The 22024-nt window shown below is 29.2% G+C and carries 15 protein-coding genes and 2 CRISPR repeat arrays; of the genes, 6 read left to right on the top strand and 9 right to left on the bottom strand.

What is annotated here, in order from left to right:
- Nucleotides 1–6 precede the first annotated feature (6 nt).
- From FYJ83_RS03180 to baiCD, 4 genes are all read left to right on the top strand, one after another.
- A complete protein-coding gene (locus FYJ83_RS03180; RefSeq protein ID WP_154438891.1) occupies nt 7–876 on the top strand; it encodes an ABC transporter permease in 870 nt (289 codons plus the stop codon).
- Nucleotides 866–2041, top strand: a complete 1176-nt coding sequence (locus tag FYJ83_RS03175) for a quaternary amine ABC transporter ATP-binding protein (RefSeq protein ID WP_326828293.1) — start codon at nt 866–868, stop codon at nt 2039–2041. Before FYJ83_RS03180 ends, FYJ83_RS03175 begins: the two co-directional genes overlap by 11 nt.
- A gap of 138 nt (nt 2042–2179) precedes the next feature.
- Nucleotides 2180–2767, top strand: coding sequence for a TetR/AcrR family transcriptional regulator (locus tag FYJ83_RS03170; RefSeq protein ID WP_154438890.1), 588 nt, complete (start codon nt 2180–2182; stop codon nt 2765–2767).
- A gap of 102 nt (nt 2768–2869) precedes the next feature.
- A complete protein-coding gene (gene baiCD / locus FYJ83_RS03165) occupies nt 2870–4807 on the top strand; it encodes a bile acid Fe-S flavoenzyme BaiCD (RefSeq protein ID WP_154438889.1) in 1938 nt (645 codons plus the stop codon).
- Nucleotides 4808–5056: 249 nt separating this feature from the next.
- Here the strand turns inward: baiCD and FYJ83_RS03160 are convergent, their stop codons facing one another.
- From FYJ83_RS03160 to FYJ83_RS03140, 5 genes are all read right to left on the bottom strand, one after another.
- Nucleotides 5057–5437 carry a hypothetical protein gene (locus FYJ83_RS03160; RefSeq protein WP_154438888.1) on the bottom strand — a complete coding sequence of 127 codons (381 nt, stop codon included), beginning with the start codon at nt 5435–5437 and terminating at the stop codon, nt 5057–5059.
- Between the two features lie 99 nt (nt 5438–5536).
- Nucleotides 5537–6277 (bottom strand): amino acid ABC transporter ATP-binding protein, encoded by a 741-nt coding sequence (locus tag FYJ83_RS03155; protein WP_326828289.1) that lies wholly within the window; start codon nt 6275–6277, stop codon nt 5537–5539.
- Nucleotides 6274–6954: an amino acid ABC transporter permease gene (locus tag FYJ83_RS03150; protein ID WP_216584830.1), complete on the bottom strand. Its 681-nt coding sequence runs from the start codon at nt 6952–6954 to the stop codon at nt 6274–6276. Before FYJ83_RS03150 ends, FYJ83_RS03155 begins: the two co-directional genes overlap by 4 nt.
- Before the next feature lie 9 nt (nt 6955–6963).
- A complete protein-coding gene (locus tag FYJ83_RS03145; protein WP_154438887.1) occupies nt 6964–7773 on the bottom strand; it encodes a transporter substrate-binding domain-containing protein in 810 nt (269 codons plus the stop codon).
- Nucleotides 7774–7809: 36 nt separating this feature from the next.
- Nucleotides 7810–8982 carry a MalY/PatB family protein gene (locus tag FYJ83_RS03140; RefSeq protein ID WP_154438886.1) on the bottom strand — a complete coding sequence of 391 codons (1173 nt, stop codon included), beginning with the start codon at nt 8980–8982 and terminating at the stop codon, nt 7810–7812.
- Between the two features lie 541 nt (nt 8983–9523).
- Nucleotides 9524–10263: a CRISPR direct-repeat array (repeat unit 30 nt; unit sequence ATTTACATTCTACTGTAGTTCTATTAATAA).
- A gap of 133 nt (nt 10264–10396) precedes the next feature.
- Between FYJ83_RS03140 and istA the strand changes: the two genes are divergently transcribed.
- Complete coding sequence (gene istA, locus FYJ83_RS03135; protein ID WP_154438885.1) at nt 10397–11983, top strand: IS21 family transposase; 1587 nt, start codon at nt 10397–10399, stop codon at nt 11981–11983.
- The gene (gene istB / locus FYJ83_RS03130) at nt 11980–12738 is read left to right on the top strand and encodes an IS21-like element helper ATPase IstB (RefSeq protein ID WP_268233502.1); all 759 of its coding nucleotides are present in this window, start codon (nt 11980–11982) and stop codon (nt 12736–12738) included. Before istA ends, istB begins: the two co-directional genes overlap by 4 nt.
- A 75-nt stretch (nt 12739–12813) precedes the next feature.
- A CRISPR array of direct repeats spans nt 12814–17782; the repeat unit is 30 nt; unit sequence ATTTACATTCTACTGTAGTTCTATTAATAA.
- A 186-nt stretch (nt 17783–17968) separates the two neighbouring features.
- Here the strand turns inward: istB and cas2 are convergent.
- From cas2 to cas3, 4 genes are read right to left on the bottom strand one after another with little or no spacing between them, the layout of a single operon-like run.
- Nucleotides 17969–18247 carry a CRISPR-associated endonuclease Cas2 gene (cas2, locus tag FYJ83_RS03125; protein WP_154438884.1) on the bottom strand — a complete coding sequence of 93 codons (279 nt, stop codon included), beginning with the start codon at nt 18245–18247 and terminating at the stop codon, nt 17969–17971.
- 4 nt (nt 18248–18251) lie between these two features.
- Nucleotides 18252–19244, bottom strand: coding sequence for a type I-B CRISPR-associated endonuclease Cas1b (gene cas1b / locus FYJ83_RS03120; protein WP_154438883.1), 993 nt, complete (start codon nt 19242–19244; stop codon nt 18252–18254).
- An 11-nt stretch (nt 19245–19255) separates the two neighbouring features.
- On the bottom strand, nt 19256–19747 hold the full coding sequence (gene cas4, locus FYJ83_RS03115; protein WP_154438882.1) for a CRISPR-associated protein Cas4: 492 nt from the start codon (nt 19745–19747) through the stop codon (nt 19256–19258).
- 15 nt (nt 19748–19762) lie between these two features.
- Nucleotides 19763–22024: a CRISPR-associated helicase Cas3' gene (gene cas3, locus FYJ83_RS03110; protein ID WP_326828288.1), complete on the bottom strand. Its 2262-nt coding sequence runs from the start codon at nt 22022–22024 to the stop codon at nt 19763–19765.

Here is a 22024-nt window from a genome sequence, read left to right as displayed (position 1 = left end):
GATTATATGAATTCAGATTGGTTGTTTAATTTCCCCTTTAAGATTCCAGTTAATACTGGTGCCATTGATAAATATGTAAGAGATTTTAGTGTGAAGTATGATATATTCTTTGGAAGTATTAGAAACTTTCTAATTAGTTTTGTCAACATCATACATTCTATATTAAGCTTTATTCCTTGGATTATTACAATTTTAGCTGTAGTTTATATTACTTGGAGAATAAGTAAAAAAATAAGTAAAGGAATATTATATGGAGCCTTATTGTTTTTCATAGGAACTTTAGGACTATGGGATCTTATGAATGAAACCTTAGCAATAGTCCTAGCTTCAGTTGCTATGTCATTAGTATTAGGATTCCCCTTGGGAATTCTAATATCTACCAGTGATAAAGCTGATAAAATAGTTAGACCTATTTTAGATACCATGCAAACAATGCCAGTGTTTGTTTATCTTATTCCAGCTCTTTTATTCTTTGGATTAGGTAAACCTCCTGCTGTAATAGCTACAACTATCTATGCCATAGTTCCAATTATTAGACTTACTAATCATGGAATTAGACAAATTGATGAGGAAATAGTCGAGGCATCTATTGCTTTTGGATCAACTAAATTCCAATCACTAGTAAAGGTGCAAATTCCTCAAGCCCTGCCTACCATAATGACAGGTGTAAATCAAACTCTAATGATGGCTATGGCTATGGTAGTTACTACGTCTATGATTGGAGCCACAGGACTTGGTATGGAAGTACTGATTAGTGTTAACCGTGTGGAAATTGGTAGAGGTTTAGTATCTGGAACGGCTGTTGTAATCATAGCTGTAATTTTAGACAGAATAACTCAAGGACTAGTTAAAAATGGGGAGGTGAATTCCCATTAGTAATATTTTAAGTGTAAAAAATCTATCTAAGCTATATGGTTTAGATAAAAATACAGCAATAAAGTTAAAAAAATCTGGACTAGATAAAGATACTATTTATAAAAAAACCAACGTTACCATAGCCCTATGGAATGTGTCTATGAATATAAAAAAAGGGGAAATATTTGTAATCATAGGATTGTCTGGTTCTGGAAAATCTACATTAGTACGATGTTTTAATAGATTAAATAAGCCAACATCTGGTACCATATTATATGGAAATGAAGATATAAATAAATTAGATAAGAGATCATTGGAAGAATATAGAAGAAATAAAATTTCTATGGTATTTCAAAATTTTGGACTAATGTCCCATAGAAATGTAATTGGCAACGTAGAATATGGCCTTGAAATAAAGGGAATACCTAAAGAAGAAAGACAGAAAAAAGCCGTAGAAATGCTCAATATGGTAGGACTTAATGGACTAGAAAACGAACCTATATCTAGCCTTTCAGGAGGTATGAAACAAAGAGTTGGAATAGCAAGAGCTCTTGCTAATGATCCTGAAATCCTACTAATGGATGAACCTTTTTCGGCCTTAGATCCTTTAGTTAGAAAGGATATGCAGTTTGAATTATTAACTATTCAGAGAAAGTTAGAAAAAACCGTAATATTCATTACCCATGATATAGATGAGGCCTTTAAACTAGGAGATAGAGTAGCCATAATGCGAGATGGTGAATTAATTCAAGTAGATACTCCAGAAAATATGAGCGAATACCCTGCCAATGATTATGTTAAGCAATTTATTGACAGTGCAGATAAAACTCAAGTCATAAGTGTTAGAAATGTGATGATTACTCCAAATAGTATAGTTAGGCTAAAGGATAACCCTAATTATGCTATAAACATTATGAGGAAAAACGGAGTATCCAGTGCTTATGTAGTATCAGAAAAAATGAAACTGGAAGGTGTCATTACTATTGATGATACTATTAACGCCCATAGGGAAAATTTAAGTATATCAGATGTGTTAATAAAAGATATAGAAACCACATCTCCTGATGCCTTATTAAGTGATATAATGGAAATGGCAACAGAAACTAGATTCCCCATAGCTGTAGTGGATAATGGCAATCTCAAAGGCATTGTATCAAAGGTTCATGTACTATCATCTATAATATAAATTCATATATATAATAATCCACCTAATATTAGGTGGATTATTATATTCAATGTATTTACTATTTTTATCTTTTGATATAATAGCAATAACTGTTATATTAATAAATAAGAATTTAAAACCTAAATGTAGGAGGATAAAATGAGAGATTTAACAAGTATTGAAGAAAAAATTTTAGATAAAACCCTATACCTTATTGGAAAAATTGGTACTTTCAATGTCCCCATAAGAACCATAGCTAAGGAAGCAGGTGTAAATGTAAGTGCCATAAACTATTATTTCCGCACTAAGGAGGAAATGTTACTTCTAGTAAAAGAATTTTATATAGATAATACCATAGCCGCCTATTCCATATTAGATAATGATGAATATGATAATAAGGAAAAAATTATTCTCTGTGCAAATGAAATAATAGAATACACATTAAAATATCCTGGAGTTCTTACTATTTTAAAGGAAGCCAGAAGTAGAAAGTCCTGTAGTGAAATAGATGCTAAAATAGTAGAAGTAACTGATCGTATGAATATAAAACTAGACAAAGCTTTATCAAATTTTTTTAATAAGAACCTTAAGGATTTTCAGTATAATAAAATGATTTTTCTATCTTCAATATTATATCCACCTCTTAATCTTGACATAGCAAACTTTAATGAAAAGACTATGGGTAACAAAGAGGAAAGACTAAAATATATTACTTATGTGGTAGATATGTTAAATAAAGACAATTAAAACATTTTGTTTGAAACATATTGATTTGGTTTGTTAAATAACATATAATCTAATTAGATAATTAAAATAAAATTTTAACTAATATTAAAAGGAGGATTCTTTATGGCCTTTAATAGTCTTTTTAGTCCTATAAAAATTAGAGGTATGGAACTGAAAAACAGAATAGTTTTTCCAGCTATGGGAACCAAAATGCCAACAGCAGATAAATATGTTACAGACCAAATCATAGATTACCATGTAGAAAGAGTTTTAGGTGGATGTGGATTAAACTTTACCGAAGTTTGTGGTGTACATGATCCATCAACTCCAGCTCATTTTCTCTCAATTGGAGACGATAAATATATTCCTAAATTAAAAGAACTTAGTGATGCAATACATGATGCAGGTGGAAAATCTGGGATACAGCTTTGGCAGGGAGGAATGGCTACAGCAAGTTACCAGAACCATGACATAGTAGTACCTAGTGATACTCCTATGTATGGAACAAGCGAAATAATTCCTGCTGCAAGTATAGAAACTATTAAAGAAATAGTAAAATCCTTTGGAGATGCTGCTAAACGTGCAGTGGAGGCTGGATTTGACTGTGTAGAATTTCATGCTGGACACAATTACTCACCACACGCATTTTTAAGTCCAGCTTTTAACAAAAGAACTGACCAATATGGTGGCTCCTTTGAAAATAGAGTAAGATTTTTAATTGAATGTATAGAAGCAATTCGTAGCAATATACCTGAAGATATGCCTTTGTTTATGCGTATTGTAGCTCATGATGATAATTTAGAAGATGGTATAACTATTGAAGAGACCATTGAATTCTGTAATTTAGCTAAAAAAGCAGGTGTAGATGTACTTAATGTATCTAGAGGAAATTTCTCATCTGCAGCTATAAAATATGAAGTACCTCCTGTTGACCTACCAAGAGGATTCAATGTATCTAATGCTGAGAGAATCAAGAAAGAAACAGGAATGATTACAATAGCAGTAGGACGTATAAATGATCCTGAACAAGCAAATGAAATAATAGAAAGTGGCAAGGCAGATATGGTAGTTATAGGTCGTGGACAATTAGCTGACCCAGAATTCTGTAACAAAGCCAAAGATGGTGATGTGGATAATATAGTAAAATGTGTAGGCTGTAACCAAGGTTGCTATGACAGCTTTATAAATCCAGAAGCACCATTTATTACTTGTCTAAGAAACCCAGCTTTAGGTAAAGAAGCTGAATATAAGCTTGTAAAAACTGAAACTTCTAAAAAAGTACTAATATCAGGTGGTGGCGTTGCAGGACTTGAAGCTGCAATCACTCTAAAACGAAGAGGTCATAACCCTATAGTATGTGAAGCTAGTAAATCTCTTGGAGGTCAATTTGCACTAGCTGGAGAAGCTCCAAGAAAAGAAGAATTGAAGGATGCGGCTATTGCTATGGGTGAAATGGCAAAAAGAGAGGGTATAGAAATAAGACTATCTACCTCTGTTACTCCAGAAATTATTGATGAAATAAACCCTGATGAAGTTATAATAGCCATAGGTTCAGAGCCAATTAAACCAAATATTCCTGGCAGTAACTTAAGTCATGTAACAAATTCCCATGATATACTTAGCGGAAATTCAACTGCTAAAGGAAATGTTGTAGTTATCGGTGGTGGTCTTGTAGGATTAGAAGTAGCAGAGTATCTTGCAGAATCAACAGATAGCATTACAGTGGTAGAAATGTTAGATCAAGTAGCAAAAGACCTTGGACAATTACGAAAAATATGCGTAATGGAAAGTATATATGCCCATGATATAAAGACTTTAACGGATGCAAAATGTGTTGAAATCAAAGAGGATGCTGTAGTGATAGAAAAATCCGGAGAACTACAGGAAATTCCATCTGATTCAGTTGTAATTGCCATAGGAGCAAGATCTCGTGCTTCCAATGATATTGTGGAATACTGTGAAAAAAATAATATTCCTCATCATATAATCGGTGATGCTGTAAGAGCACGTAGAGCACTTAATGCAGTGGCAGAAGCAGCTGAAGTAGCAAGAAGTATATAATATACCTTGCCAAATATAGTTATAATTCATACAATATGTTTTAAATAAATATTTGGCTATGAAGAATACTAGTAAATAGATTTGAGTTGTGAAACTGTGGGGAATGTTCTAACACAGCTAATGCCAGTGAGTTCATGTATGATTATTCCTAAATCTATTGGTCTATGAAAATGAAAGTTTAAAAAATAATATAGGTACTAGGTTGGCAACCTAGTACCTATATTATTAAGTTCTGAAGTTAAATATATATTAATGTGTTTCATCAAATTCAATTTCATGTTGAATGATTTCATTTATACGTTTTTCAATCCTATCAAGATCAAAATTTGCTTCTTTTTTTATACTCTTTCTAAGCATAGGTCCAATTTGCCCAATATCGTCTCCTATGTCATATAAGAGCTCTAAAGCAGCAGAAGCCTCTAACTCATTTCTTGGTATTTCCACCATTCTCGCTAATATAGAGTTCTCTGTTTTAGATGCTATTATTGGAGACTTAACCTCCTCAATATATACAACCGTTCTCCTCCCTGGTCCACGATCATCCTCAATAGGCTCAAGACTAATAATTTTATCAGAACGAGCAAATTTTCCATATCCCAAAGGAACCATTACACCTTCTTTAATCTCCATATAAAAATCACCACCTCATCTAATGTTTAAAATATATGAGTATTATATAATAGTGTTCCTTTACTTATAAAAAATATGTATTTTTATAATGTACAGTAGCTATTCCCTATACCTAATTGCATTTAAGAATTGTTTGGTTCTCTCATTTTTAGGATTATCAATTATCTCCTTTGCAGCGCCTTCTTCTAATATTATCCCCTGATCCATGAAGCACACCCTATCAGATACATTTCTAGCAAAATTAATTTCGTGGGTAACAATCAGCATAGTCCTTTTTTCCTTGGCCAATGCCTTCATTAATACTAAGACTTCACTTACTAATTCTGGATCTAAGGCAGACGTAGGTTCATCAAATAGAAGAATCTTAGGTTCAAGAGCTAATGCTCTGCCAATGGCAACACGTTGCTGCTGTCCTCCAGATAAACTAGATGGATAATTATCTTTCTTTTCTAATATGTCCACATCTTTCAGTATTTTTAAAGCCCTATCTTCAGCTTCAGATTTTTTCATTTTTTTTACTACTATTAAGCCTTCAGTAATATTCTGAAGCACAGTTTTGTTATTAAATAAATTAAATCCTTGAAATACCATTGCTGTATTACGCCTTATCCATTGCTTATCTTTGTTTGTTATTTTACTTATATTAACTGAATAATCTTCTATTTGTATTTCACCTTGATCGGCTATTTCCAAACAATTCATACAACGTAATAATGTTGATTTTCCAGTGCCCGAAGGACCTATAATAGATATAACTTCACCATTATTAATATCTAAGTCTATACCTTTTATTACATCTAAGTCTCCAAATCTTTTCTGAATGTTTTTTAGCCTTATCACAATGTCTCACCTACTGACTTTCCAAGTCTTATTTCTATTCGTTTTTGTGCAAGTCCCATTATTGATGTTATTCCCCAATAAACAAATAGTACACATACATATGCTTCTAAATAACGGTATCCTGAAGCCCCTTCTAATTGAGCTGTTGCCATCATCTCTTTAACTCCTATTGCAAAAACAAGAGAAGTATCCTTCACTATATTTATGAAGCTACTAAAAAGTGTTGGGATTGCTACTTTAATAGCTTGTGGCAATATAATTCGAATCATCGCTTGCATATATGTCATTCCTATGGATTGAGCAGCTTCCATCTGGCCTCTATGTATGGATGAAATAGCTGCTCGTAAGGATTCAGCCATATATGCAGAACTTGCCAAACTTAAAATTACCAATGCCGCTTGAAAAGATGAAACCTTCAAAACAAATTTAGATAATAATGGTAATATACCGAAATAAAAACAAAACAATTGTGCCATTAAAGGTGTTCCTCTAAAAAAAGAAATGTATACTTTAAAAATTTTACTCAATATCGGTACTTTAGCAGTTATAACTATTGCAATAAATAAGGAAATAGTAAGTCCTAATAATATAGCTAAAAAAGATAATTTTAAAGTTACAGTGCTATATCTAAGCATAATAGGTACTATTCTAAACATAAATTCAAAATCAAAGTTCACCTAAATCACCTATTCTCCTGATTTCGTAGTGTCAATATTAAACCATTTTATAGATAATTCTTCTAAAGCCCCGTCTTCTCTCATAGCCTTTAATGCCTCTGTAACTTCTTTAGAGAATTTTTCTCCCGCTTCATCTTTTCTAAATGGATATGCATTGATTTCATAAACTAATTTTTCATTTAATTGTCTAATATCTAAGTTATTTTCTTCAATAGTTGTTTTTGTTTTGATCTCTCCCTGCCATAAAGCTGCCAATCTTCCTATGGCTAATTCACCTTCTATGGATGTCCCATCAAAAGTTACAATATCAAATCCTAAATCATATTCTTCATTTATTTGTCTTAAAGTAGCTTCTCCATTTCCACCTAACCAACAACCAACCTTTTGACCTCTTAAATCCTCTTTAGTTTTATAATCACTATCTTCTGCTACAAATAAATCATAATAACTATAAGCATATGGTTCAGAGAAATTATATTTTTCTTCTCTTTCCTTTGTAATTGACATTTGATGTGCAACAGTATCTATTTCTCCTGCATCAAGCATTCCTACTAATCCACTGAATTGTCCAAGTTTAAATTCTAATTCATAGTCATTTCTTTTTGCAATCTCTTTCCATACATCCATTTCAAATCCTTTAACTTCATCATTTTCTTGAAAAGCCCAAGGTCTATAAGATGCTGATGTTCCTACTACTAATTTTACTTTTCCTTCTGCTTGTCCTGATGTATCTGCTGGATCTTGCTTATTTCCACAAGCCACAGCTCCAATTCCTAATATAAATATCAATAGAGATATTAAAGTCTTTTTAAATTTCATTCTGTCTCCTCCTTTTTAATCTAATCAAACAATTGTCTATATATTCTCTTTCACAGCTTTCTCAATTCTTATCAATGCCTCTTGTAATACTGCTCTAGGACAGGCTATATTAATTCTTTGGAATAGTTTTCCTTCCTCTCCAAACATCTCTCCACTATTTAAGGCTAATTTACATTTATTTAAGAAGAATTCATTTAGCTCATCAGAACTCATATTAAGTCCAGAACAATCAATCCAAAGTAAATAAGTGCCTTCTGGTCTTATTGTTTTAAGTTGAGGAATTCTTGTCTCTATGAAATCTATGAAGAAGTTTTTATTCTCCTCTAGGTACTCCATTAAAGAATCTAGCCAATCCTCTGATTCATTATAGGCCGCAATTAAAGCTTCCTGTCCAAATACATTTGCTCTTCCAATATGATCCTTTTCTAATTCCATACTATATTTTTCTCTTAATTTCTCATTTGGTATTATTATATTGGAAACCTGTAATCCGGCTATATTAAAAGTCTTGCTAGGTGATGTACAAACTATGCAATTATCTCTAATTTCTGGAGAAATATCTGCCATTACAGTATGAGTATTTCCCTTATATATTAAATCAAAATGAATCTCGTCAGAAATTATTATAATATTATTCTTTAAACATATTTCTCCCAATTCATTTAATTCTTTTTTAGTCCATACTCTTCCTATAGGATTATGAGGACTGCATAGTATTAGAACTTTAGTCTTTGAATCTAACTTTCTTTCTAAGTCTTCCAAATCCATATAATATGTACCGTCTTTATATATTAGAGGATTAGTGACTACATTTCTACCATTACTCTCTATGGTTGTTTTAAAAGGATGATATACAGGAGTTTGAATTATAACACTATCTCCAATATCAGTTAGTGCTTTAATGGCATAACTAACAGCGGGAACGACTCCTGGAGTAAATAAAATCCAATCCTTATGAATTTCCCATCCATGTCTTCTTTTCATCCATCTTATTACAGATTTATAATACTCATCAGACCAATGCATATATCCGTATATAGGATGTTTAACTCTTTTCTCTAGCTCCTTTGAAATAGCAGGGGAAACTTCAAAATCCATATCTGCCACCCATAAGGGAAGTAGATTATCTTGTTCAAATGTTTCCTTTAAGCCATCCCATTTCATGGAATTAGTTCCATATCTGTTTATAATCTTATCAAAATCATACATATCTCCACTTCCTTATTTCTAATATATTAACTGTCAACTACCAAATATATAATATAGAACATTATTCTCTAACACAAATAGTTTTTTCTTATAATCAAGATGACGTTATAGAGGAACTTAATATTTTTGATAAATTATTGCCATTAAGTAAGCTTTCATAAGTTTCTATTGATTTGTTAGGATTTTTATACGAATTAATATTTCAGATAGATAGGAGATTGATCGGGGATTTAAGTAACTTTAAGATAATGATGTGAGTAGAATAAATTTTAGAAAAGTAAAGTATAAGTAATTATATAGGATACCATAGCTTTTGATATCTGAGACAAAATATATGAAAAGGAGAAGTTAGCTGAAGTCAAGGGCTTAGGTAAGCTAAGGTCTAGCCTTTACTCTTTTAAAAGATAAATATCTATGTATAATATAAAGAATTGAAAAACATTAGAACATGGGTAAAGTGAGGAAAATCGTTCGTGAGTTCTGTCTATGTTTGAGTGATTAGATAATATGAGTTTGGATTCTGTATCAATATTCTTATGAAGTTTATATTCTACTATAGTTCTATTAATAAACAACTTGCGCCGGGGGCAATCCTTGACCTAAACGAATTTACATTCTACTGTAGTTCTATTAATAACGATTCGGAAACTGTTCTCCACCACAGAACCACTTTGATTTACATTCTACTGTAGCTCTATTAATAAATTAACGAGAGTAAATAAAAGACATAAATCATGCGTATTTATATTCTACTGTAGTTCTATTAATAAGGAATAGTAAAAAGCAGGATGTGTGGACCAAACAAATTTACATTCTACTGTAGTTCTATTAATAATAAATAGAAGTTTATGAGTATACCTAACAATATCAAATTTACATTCTACTGTAGTTCTATTAATAAAATGATAAATATAACATGTTTAGAACTAAAAACATAATTTACATTCTACTGTAGTTCTATTAATAATTAGTAACTTTAAATAAATGTTCATATTTTTTAGTATTTACATTCTACTGTAGTTCTATTAATAAATATTTATTCCTCAATATAGAATACTTCCTATTAGGATTTACATTCTACTGTAGTTCTATTAATAATGTATATTTAGAGTCTGATTTCTTCAAGCTTTCAGTATTTACATTCTACTGTAGTTCTATTAATAAGAACAGTGGAAACGGGAACAGATTTACATTCTACTGTAGTTCTATTAATAAAAGAAGTAAAAGGGAAAATGAGCAATAGTGGTATGGATTTACATTCTACTGTAGTTCTATTAATAATACCTTCTTAAATACCTCTAATAATCCTATTGTTTATGGTAACCTAAAAGTAGGCCACCATTTTAATTGAAAACTGGTCCACCTTTAAAATAAAATACCTTTTAAAGATGTTTTTTTAAAGGGGAGATGGAGGATGATAAAGTTGGATCAGAAAGCTGAAATATTAATGAGATATTTCAGAGAAAATAAATCACAAAGAGCAATTAGTAGAGAACTTAAAATTTCAAGAACTACAGTAGCTAAATATATTAACGATTTTGAATCTAAATATGAAACTTTAGAAGAATTAGAAAAAGATAAAGATAATAATAAAAGTCAAATATTGCTACTAATAGAAGAAATGGCCTCAAAGCCAAAATATGATTCGAGCAGTAGAACAAAAATTAAACTAACAGACGAGATTTTGGAGGAAATAGACAAGCTTATCTCTGAAAATGAAAAGAATAGGCTACTAGGAAGATCTAAACAGTTGATGAAGAAAGTAGATATACACGAGTATCTTGTAGATAAAGGATATGATATCAGTTATTCCACAGTATGTAACTACATTAAAGAAACCTACGATAAAAAGGAGGCGTACATTAGGCAGGAATACGATTTAGGAGAAACATTAGAATTTGATTGGGGTGATGTTAAACTTAACATTGCTGGGAAGCCATTGATTCTAAACATGGGACTTTTCACAACTGCTAAAGGGTCTTACCATTATGCAAGACTTTATCACAATCAGAAAATGGAGAATTTCTTAGATGTTCATGTCCAAGCTTTTAATAGAGTTGGTGGAATTCATAGAGAGTTAGTTTATGACAATATGAAGCAAGCTGTTAAGAAATTTGTAGGAAGAAATGAAAAGGAAGCAACAGATGATTTAATTAAAATATCTTTGTATTACGGATTTAGATATAGATTTTGTAATGTAGCTAGTGGAAATGAAAAGGGTCATGTTGAAAGAGGTGTTGAATTTGTGAGAAGGAAAGCGTTTTCAACTAAGACAGACTTTGAAACATTAGAAGAAGCTAACGAGCATCTACAAGAAAAATTATCTAAACTTAATTCAAAGAAAAGAAATTGGCTTGAAAACCAAAGCCCTATTGATATTTTAAATCAAGAGCTAGCTTATCTTCTGCCCTTAAAACCATCATATGATGCATCAAGAAGAGTAGAAGCCAGAGTTAACAAATACAGTGTAATAAACATTGATCAAAATAAATATTCAGTTCCAGATTATCTAGTAGGTAAATTTGTAACAGCTAAGGTTTATCCAGATAATATTAAGATATATTACAAGGAAAATAAAGTAGCTACTCACAAGAGATCTTATCTAGCTCATCACTGGACAGTAGATATAAATCATTTTATTCATACATTAAAAAAGAAGCCTGGAGCATTGCATTCTAGTGTTGGTAGACACCAGCTTTCCCCAGAGCTTCAAGAAACATATCATAAATATTATACCAATAACCCTAAGGATTTCATAGTTCTTTTAGAGTTAATTAAAGAAAAAGATTTAAAAAGTGTATTAGAAGCAATTAAAAAATTAGCTAAAATTAAAAAAGAAATAGTAACTACAGACAATATTAAAAATATAATTTTTAAACTCCCTAGAGATGATGTATCTTTAAATGCTAAAGATGTATCAATACAAAAGGCATCAATAGAACAAATTTCAATATTAAATGAGATGTTTAATTTAAAATCTATGGGAGGTTATGAAAATTGAATGAAATAATAACTGAGATTAAAAAATATGTATCAGAATTAAAAATACCAGGAGTAAATCAAGGACTAAAGATGAAAATAGAAGAAGCATATAGTCTTGATAAGTCCTATGAAGAATTTCTACGAGATATCTTAATTGAAGCCTATGATATGAGAAAAGAAAATGGAAGAAAAAACAGGATTAAAAATGCTAGATTTCCATATAAAAAATATCTTGATGAGCTTCAAGTAGATTATCTCCCAGAAGATGGCAGGAAGAAGTTTAAAGAGCTAAAAACTTTAAATTTCATAGATGAAGGTAGAAATATAATTCTAGCTGGTAACCCAGGTACGGGTAAGACACATATGTCTATAGGACTAGGTATAGATGCTTGCAATATGGGATATAAAGTGTATTTTACAACTATAGCCTCATTAATAAATGAATTAAAAGAATCTAGGAGTGATAAAAAACTATATACATTTGAAAAAAGATTTGAAAAATATGACTTAATAATCGCAGATGAATTAGGATATATTTCATTTGATAAAGAAGGGAGTGAGTTATTGTTTACATTTCTCTCCCTTAGGGCAGAGAGAAAATCCACGATAATTACAACAAATCTATCCTTTGATAGATGGAATGAAATATTTAATGATGCAGTGCTAACAGCTGCTCTAATAGATAGATTGACTCATAAATCTTATGTAATTAATATGAATGGAAATTCTTATAGAATAAAAGAAACTAGAGAGTGGTTGGAAAAGACCAATTAATTTTTTATTCCAAGTGGCCTAGTTTTCGATTAAATTATGGTACAGTTTTGGGTTGACAAATACACCTATTAGAAGATTTACATTCTACTGTAGTTCTATTAATAATAGTTTTATGCACAGAGGATCACATCCAAGTTTCTTATTTACATTCTACTGTAGTTCTATTAATAAGTAGATATGAAAGAAGTGAATCCAGATTTATTTCACATTTACATTCTACTGTAGTTCTATTAATAACAGCTAGATGAAAAAGAATATATAAGCATAACATTTACATTCTACTGTAGTTCTATTAATAATCTTCTCTAAAACTGAATCTACCCTTTCTTTTCATTATTTACATTCTACTGTAGTTCTATTAATAAGATTATGCGAAAACTAAAATCATTCGAAATTAGTGTATTTACATTCTACTGTAGTTCTATTAATAACTTCTTTAGTTAGCACTCTTTCGCCCTCATGTAATTATTTACATTCTACTGTAGTTCTATTAATAAGACAATAAAATAGACAATAGTCTAGTCTATTGCCTTTATTTACATTCTACTGTAGTTCTATTAATAAATAATCCATGATGATAAATATTATTTCACATATAAAATTTACATTCTACTGTAGTTCTATTAATAACTTGGCAATAGTAAAAGCTACTGCAATAACAAAAGAATTTACATTCTACTGTAGTTCTATTAATAATAATATAGGTTGTCCAGCTGCTATTGTTCCTAATAGATTTACATTCTACTGTAGTTCTATTAATAATACCTTTAGTAAAGATTTCAAAAGCTATTAAATTAAATTTACATTCTACTGTAGTTCTATTAATAAAAAATGAGAACATTTCTTACTAAGAACCTCAATGTAATTTACATTCTACTGTAGTTCTATTAATAATGAATACAGTAAATCAAGATAATTTCAATCAAACTAATTTACATTCTACTGTAGTTCTATTAATAATAATTATTTCATAATATAAAGCCATACTATACATAAATTTACATTCTACTGTAGTTCTATTAATAAAAATTGTAGGTCCTTTTTTAGTACATAAAAGAAGGTATTTACATTCTACTGTAGTTCTATTAATAAATCTTTGTGTGTAATTTTGACTAGATATTCACTATCATTTACATTCTACTGTAGTTCTATTAATAATAGTCATTGATTTCAGACTATCTCTAACAGTTTGCTATTTACATTCTACTGTAGTTCTATTAATAACGTGCGTTCCATTACAATAAATATTTAATAAAAGAAAATTTACATTCTACTGTAGTTCTATTAATAAATGTGATTATATGTATTATGTATAGAATCAATTGTAATTTACATTCTACTGTAGTTCTATTAATAAATAATAAGGTCTTAGTCTAGCACGTATTATGTATTTAATTTACATTCTACTGTAGTTCTATTAATAATGAGGTCAATTATGACTTGAACTCATGGATAGAAATATTTACATTCTACTGTAGTTCTATTAATAATTTTATAATTTAATTTGTATGTCGTTTATCTTATTTATTTACATTCTACTGTAGTTCTATTAATAATTGGGGTCGCTTTTGCAAAACAAAGAAATTATAAAAATTTACATTCTACTGTAGTTCTATTAATAAATAGATATTCAAATCATCGTTGCTACTTTTTGTAATATTTACATTCTACTGTAGTTCTATTAATAATTTTTCATAATCCTTATAATCCCCTAGGTTGGGGATATTTACATTCTACTGTAGTTCTATTAATAACCAATCATAAATCCATTGTTGACTACTTGGAATTATATTTACATTCTACTGTAGTTCTATTAATAATTGGAATAAAAAGAAGAATTCAACAGAATGAATTTGATTTACATTCTACTGTAGTTCTATTAATAAATTTATCCCTATCATTATCATAAAATGTCATTACAAATTTACATTCTACTGTAGTTCTATTAATAACGATTATCAAGTCATAAACGACAGTAAAAAAGACACATTTACATTCTACTGTAGTTCTATTAATAAACTTAGGCGTTAACGCTTATGCTTCTAGTACAGAAATTTACATTCTACTGTAGTTCTATTAATAATCCAGTTTACAAAGAATGGTGCGTAGAGGAACAATATTTACATTCTACTGTAGTTCTATTAATAACTACAAATTCATCACTCCTCAGTCTTTAAGAGATAGATTTACATTCTACTGTAGTTCTATTAATAACCCTTTTCCTTAGTTTTATTCTGTTTGTGTCACTGTATTTACATTCTACTGTAGTTCTATTAATAATCTTTTAATATAATGACAGAAACAATAAAAAGACTAATTTACATTCTACTGTAGTTCTATTAATAATAGCTGAAGCTTTATACAAGACTACAGACAATATATATTTACATTCTACTGTAGTTCTATTAATAACAGCCATAGTTAGCAATTTTATCCATATGACTAAAAATTTACATTCTACTGTAGTTCTATTAATAACTTATCACTTTATTCATAATCATTCTCCTTTATCATATTTACATTCTACTGTAGTTCTATTAATAACCCTTGTTCTCACTATTTCATATTGAGGATAAATAAATTTACATTCTACTGTAGTTCTATTAATAATGTCCCATCTATTCTTTTTGTACTTTCCATTTTGGCATTTACATTCTACTGTAGTTCTATTAATAAATCGGTGAAAAAAGATTATGGAATAAGTTAAGAGAAATTTACATTCTACTGTAGTTCTATTAATAACTTTACCACCAGTCCTGGCTGATAACTTTCTTATTTATTTACATTCTACTGTAGTTCTATTAATAACATCTACATTATCTTCTGTTAGTTCTATTTTATGAATTTACATTCTACTGTAGTTCTATTAATAATATTTTATCCGTCAATACTGGCGTGTCTCTTATCAATTTACATTCTACTGTAGTTCTATTAATAATCTTAGTTCCTTCTATTAATTCATTATAAATTCTTTATTTACATTCTACTGTAGTTCTATTAATAATTACCAGTTGGTCTTAGTAGCTCATATGATTTTGAAATTTACATTCTACTGTAGTTCTATTAATAATTGCAACTTATAGCACCTTATAGTATAATATAATAAATTTACATTCTACTGTAGTTCTATTAATAATGTTTTCACTAATTTAAGCATTTGTTTATCTCCTTTATTTACATTCTACTGTAGTTCTATTAATAACTAACGATATAGGTGCCGACCCTATACAGCAGAAAGATTTACATTCTACTGTAGTTCTATTAATAAACGATATTCTTAATAGAAAGCAATATTATTATAAGGAATTTACATTCTACTGTAGTTCTATTAATAATGTATAATATAGTTTTCTTCATCTACTTTTTTTACCATTTACATTCTACTGTAGTTCTATTAATAAAAACATGAAAGGTAGTTCTAATCCTCTTATTGATAGATTTACATTCTACTGTAGTTCTATTAATAATCCACTGAATTCAAAGAAGAAATATAGTTTTCTCCATTTACATTCTACTGTAGTTCTATTAATAATATATTGTCTGATGAAATACTTGTAATCACAAATTGATTTACATTCTACTGTAGTTCTATTAATAACTTATCTCCTAAATTCTGATCCGTACCTGAAATAGTATTTACATTCTACTGTAGTTCTATTAATAACTATCATTTGTAATCATAGTCTTTCTAAATGTAACATTTACATTCTACTGTAGTTCTATTAATAAAAAGGCTTTGTTAGATTTAGAAAAAGTTTCATTAGAATTTACATTCTACTGTAGTTCTATTAATAATCTCTAGGACTCTTTCCCTTTGATTCCTTATTTACATTTACATTCTACTGTAGTTCTATTAATAACTTCTGTATTTAACATATCTGCATATAAGGATTGATATTTACATTCTACTGTAGTTCTATTAATAAGAGACCTACAAAGATTTAGATTTTATCTTGAATGTAAATTTACATTCTACTGTAGTTCTATTAATAAAGCTGCCAGTGTATCAAGTTTAGGATTTGAAGCTGAATTTACATTCTACTGTAGTTCTATTAATAAAAGTACATTAGGACCACTTGCTAGTGCATCAAACTCATTTACATTCTACTGTAGTTCTATTAATAAAAATTTCTCAATCATATTGTTTAATCCTTCTATGACATTTACATTCTACTGTAGTTCTATTAATAAGGGTTGTAGTAGCGACTAATCCCGAGACAGAGCCTTATTTACATTCTACTGTAGTTCTATTAATAACTTCCCAACCTATAGCGAATGGCTTAGGTTCGTCCTATTTACATTCTACTGTAGTTCTATTAATAACAGCCGCTATTGTTCCTAACAAGGGGTATCTCTTAAATTTACATTCTACTGTAGTTCTATTAATAAGTACTACGACATGCCACCAAATACACTTCCGACAAGATTTACATTCTACTGTAGTTCTATTAATAAAAATTACTACACCCTATTTTCTTGCATGGTCTTAGATTTACATTCTACTGTAGTTCTATTAATAACAGTATTTGTTACTGAAAGAAAGCCTATAAAATTTAATTTACATTCTACTGTAGTTCTATTAATAAACTTTAGACTCATTTAAGGAGATATTATCTAAAAAAATTTACATTCTACTGTAGTTCTATTAATAACCCTCAACTATCTTTATATAATTATCTAATCTATGATTTACATTCTACTGTAGTTCTATTAATAACTGCTTTCTCCATATCCTAAATCGAACCCCCCTTGATTTACATTCTACTGTAGTTCTATTAATAATTAGCAACAGAAGAAGAGTGTTATGGCATGACTCAAATTTACATTCTACTGTAGTTCTATTAATAATTTATGCTTATTTTTGCTATTCTAGTCTCTGTATTTATTTACATTCTACTGTAGTTCTATTAATAAATTATGTCATCAGTATTTTCGATTTTATGCAAGTGAATTTACATTCTACTGTAGTTCTATTAATAATACTCTTACTAATACATCTTTGTTGAAAAAGTTAATTTACATTCTACTGTAGTTCTATTAATAAGCGTGCCTTTTAACGTGCCAATTTTACTAGGTTACATACGTACTTTTTGTCAACCTAGAAATTTATTTATGAAATTAGTTTCTTTTCCTACTTATTATTCTAAAGAATTATGTTAAAAGCATTGCTTTATTGCTGTTTGTCAATCCCCTATAGTATTTACACTATTATAGGTAGACAATATATATTCTAAAAAAAATTAGATGTTTTATCATCAACAATACCTAAGTACTCCTTTTCTAACCACTTTTCATCTCTACTTCTAAATACTAATATCGAATCCTTATCCCTTCTGATATATTCATTTAATTCAGTTTTAAGCTTCATGTAATTTAATTCAGTTAAATTACCCTCAAAGACTGACTTCTGAATATGAGTTAAGTATTTCTTGCAAGTTTTAAAAGTTTTTCTTGATACTCTAGCCCCTGCATCATCTGCCAAAATATCGTATACAAGTATTATATACATTATATCACCACCATATTTTAAATCCAATATATTCTTGTTCTCCAATTATACTTTTAATAAGTTTATAGCATTCCAGTCTAATAAGGTATCTATAGGAAACATCCCTTCCTAATTCCTTATGGGATATGGTATTTTCAAGTCTTTTATCATATTCCATAAGTATCTTCCTTTTTCCTGATTCCTTTAAGTATAAGAAATTCGATTCTCTCTCAAAATCTTCTTCTGTTATTTGATTTTTATTGAGCATAGAAAATATCATTCTATCCCCTATTAAAGGCTTAAATATTTCTGCAATATCTAGAGATAATGAAAATCTTTTTGTTCCTGGCTCATGTAAAAAACTTATTGTCGGATTTAATTGCGTTTTGTATATTTCACTTAAGGTCGTAGTATAAATAAGGCTATTTACAAATGAAATAAGGGAATTAATCATATTGTCCGGTGGTCTTTTTACTCTTTTTTCAAATTGAATGTCTTGCTTTACAATATCATTCCAAATTGAATAATATGTTTTTCTAATATTACCTTCTATACCCATAATCTCATTGATAGATTTTCCATAATCTAATTTTTTAATCAGACTATCAATACTTTTCATAGACTCTTCTAAATCAATACCTCTTCCATTATAGTATCTTAAATTCCTATAAATATTAAAAGATGCAGCTTTTAATATTTCTTTAGCAATATTTAATCTTTTTTCCTCATTGTCATATGACTTAACCTGTTGTACAAGTAAATATCCACTTATATTTGTCTCTCTAGGATAATAACTACCACTATAGAATCCATAATAGTTAAATACATGTAGTATAATTCCTTTCTGGGATATGAAATTTAGTAATTTTGTATTTAAACTTACTTCTCCAAACAAATATACTTCATCAGTAACTTCAGCTTTCAGATGCTTTTCTTCTCCATCTAAATTTGTTATTATTACATTATTATCCTTCCGTTTTAAATCTCCATCTTTTAAGATATAGAATGTTTCTCCCAATACTCCACCTCCTATATATAGCAAAGTTCACAATAAGAACACTTCTTACAAAAGGCCTTATTAATAACTTCAGGAGGCAAGTCCATATTGATTATATTTTGAATTTGTCCTAATACCTCCATCAACTCCTCTTCCTCTGAAGTAGTTAGAAATATTTCTTCTCTTTTTCTCAAAAGGGGATAGTCTAGTATCCCCTTTTCTATCTTCACACCTTTACTTCTAAGAATCCAAATATAGTATTTAAGTTGCCATTTACCAGCTTCATCTAATTTCCTAGATTTTTTCACCTCATGTATAACCTTCCAATTTTTTAAAAAATCAATATTTATGGTTTCATCTATTAATATACTCTTCTTTTCTCTTCCATATGAATTTTCATCAATCAACTTTCCCATTCCTACTAATTCACTATTATGCTCCATATTCAAATCATTATTGAAATACCATAGCTTTCTTTTACATATAAAATGATAATATACCATTACTCCTGTTATTTTTTTCATTCTATCACCTTTTAATTAGAATATTTTATCTTCAGGATTTTTAGGTTCTACATTGCTCTGTTTTTTATCTTTGTAAATTACTCCAAACTCTTCATTATATTCACAATCAAATATATCTAGGATTTCATACTCAGTTATCTTTAATTGAGTCAAATGCCCCTTATCAGCCTTATATGAAGGAATAGATACAGTAAAGTCATCTAATTTAATTCTTGCTTCTAGTTTTTTCATTTTTAGCTCTTTTCTTTCTTCTATAGATATGTCTTTTGGATATTGTTCATTTAATATATTTTTATATTCTTCTATATCCTTAATATTGTCTTCATATACAGGTCTTGGTATTATGGTTTTTGATTCTATACGCCTAAATCTCTCCATAGCTTCCTTTTTAGATAATTCGTGAGCATCTATTAATTTTAAATAATCTATACTATCTCTCAGTTTTTCATAATACTTAGTTTGCTTTAAGTTTTCTGTGGTGTAAACCATATCTATTAATTTTATCTTTTCCCCTTCTGTAAGAATCCCATCTATATTTTTTAATGCATTTTTAGAAAGTTTAAATATATCTTCATCTATGACCTTTCCTATTCCTGTACATTTATAATCTCCACCATTAAATACATAACAGTTATAGCCTTCTTTATTCCAGTCTCTATCTCTATAGCATCTTCCTAGTCTTTGAAACAATCCATTTAAATCTGAAAGTTCTGTAACCAATATATCAAAATCTATATCTAAAGAAGCTTCAACTACTTGAGTTGTTATCCATATACCTTCATATTCATTTTCTTTGTTTCCAAAGTCTAAGATTTCCTTTTCTTTTATTTTCCTATCCTTTTTTATAAATCTACTATGAAATAAATATAGGCTACTGGTAATATCTTCATCCTTAGACAACTCTTGATATATTCTTTGTGCTTCTTTTACAGTATTACATATGACTAAAACCTTGTTGTTTTTGTATAATTTTTTTACAAACTCCGAATTAAGCTTTTCTTTTATTACATTTAAACTATGCCTTATTCTGCTATTGGTAAATGGCTCTGGTCTTTTAAATTTTATTTTCTCTTCTTCTAATAAATCTACAAATATTTCAGGTAAGGTGGCAGTTAAAATAGCAAATTTTCCACCTATTTTATCTATATAGGACAATCCCACAACCAAATATGCTAATAATTCTGATGAATACATCTGCACCTCATCTATCACTACCTTAGAATAAGCCAAAGTAGATAGTTTAGGCTCAAACCCTCTATATCTATATACAAAATCAAATATCTGATCTATTGTACATACTGTCAAAGGTAGAGATAGTTGTCTGGTCTTGTTATAGTATTGATCAAAATCTATTTCTTCTTTTTTATCTAAATATTCCTTTTTAATATCTGAGTGCAGAAGCCCAACCTTATCCTCATAATCATTAATAACTATTTTCTCTATTATCCTTTTATATATGGCATTTATAGCAGTTTTAAGAGGAAGTGTAAAGAATCCTTTATTGTTAGCTATCCATAATAAACCTGCTTCCGTTTTTCCCATGCCTGTCTGTGCTACTATAATAAGGTTATCATCTCTATTTTTTATCATATATTTTTGAAGTTTATTCCACTCAGCATTAGGATTTATTTCTTTAAATTTTTTTAATAAATTTTCTTCCAAATTTCCTAGTAAAAATTCATTTTGCTTTTCAACATCAATTCCTCCACTGGCTGCATAATCTATTCTATTAAGCATTCCTTTTATCATTACATAATCAAAAAAGAGATTTTCATTTTGGTTATCCTCATCGTTTTCATCATCTTCATAAATTCTATTTTTAGAAAAATATTTTTTGCTTAAAAGCTTTACATCTACATTTTCTAATCTTTCATAATTAAAGTTAATTGCATCTTCTCGCATTGATTCTATTTCTCTTTTTAATGTATTACTGTCAAAATTAAAATCTCTTTCATGGTGATAAGCTATTGCATGGGCAAGCAACTTTATTCTTTCTTTTGTATATCCTTTAGATTCTAATTTTTTAGGTTCTATAAAGCCTAAACTTAGTATCCCATGTGGAATCTCATCTTGATGTCTTCTAATTCCTTCTATCTTTTCTTGAAATTTTCTATTCATTTTCCCTAAATCATGATATAAACATGCCAAGTATAATATATCCCAATCTACATTGAGATTAGGATATATTTTTTTAAATAAATTATAATTATCTATCAATTTTTCAGTATGCTCTATAATCGTTTCTTTGGGATTTGATTTTGCTAAATAATTGTTCAC

Origin of the sequence: Tissierella pigra, assembly GCF_009695605.1 — a bacterium.
Taxonomy (GTDB): domain Bacteria; phylum Bacillota; class Clostridia; order Tissierellales; family Tissierellaceae; genus Tissierella; species Tissierella pigra.
Note: the sequence above shows the minus strand (reverse complement) of the source record. Positions and strands in the feature narration are given on the sequence as shown.